The 498-nt window shown below is 28.5% G+C and carries 1 protein-coding gene and 1 pseudogene; one reads left to right on the top strand and one right to left on the bottom strand.

Features of this window, described 5'->3' with window-relative positions:
• Positions 1–289: pseudogene (locus TCEL_RS13655) on the top strand (hypothetical protein); the annotation flags it as partial.
• Here the strand turns inward: TCEL_RS13655 and TCEL_RS13330 are convergent.
• Positions 225–498, bottom strand: a 274-nt coding sequence (locus TCEL_RS13330; protein WP_156874014.1) for a PD-(D/E)XK nuclease family protein, incomplete at its 5' end; no start/stop codon positions are given. The pseudogene TCEL_RS13655 and the gene TCEL_RS13330 overlap by 65 nt on opposite strands.

Raw genomic sequence — 498 nt, 5'->3', positions numbered from 1 at the left:
ACCTGTCTTTAAAGACGATATGATATTAGTAGATGGAGGAGTGCTTGAAAGAGTGCCAGCTAAAATTTTAAAAGATTATGATGTAGACTATATTATAGGTGTTGACGTTGGATTTAATTTAAAAACTTCTAGTTGTAAAAGTATATTTCACGTGTTATATGAATCAATTGATTTAATGGAGAAAGAATTGTTTGAGGCAAAAAAACAAGAGGCAAATAAGCTGATTAGAGTGGATCAAGGTTTATATGTTGAGGTTCTATTTTTATTTGAACCTTTTTGTTGTGGGTAAGGTAATAAAAACTTATATAGTTTGGGACTATATTAAAATTATTTTTAAAAAGCTCTATATAGCATGCAATTTGAGGGTCTAAAACAAAATCACCTTCATATTCGATTGTGTTACCTGTTTTATAGTCAATAACTTCTATCTCATTATTTAAAGTAACAATAGCTCTATCAATTTTCCCAAAAAGAATTATGTTGTTGTTTCGATATTCC

The organism is Thermobrachium celere DSM 8682 (genome assembly GCF_000430995.1).
GTDB classification, from domain to species: domain Bacteria; phylum Bacillota; class Clostridia; order Clostridiales; family Caloramatoraceae; genus Thermobrachium; species Thermobrachium celere.
Note: the sequence above shows the minus strand (reverse complement) of the source record. Positions and strands in the feature narration are given on the sequence as shown.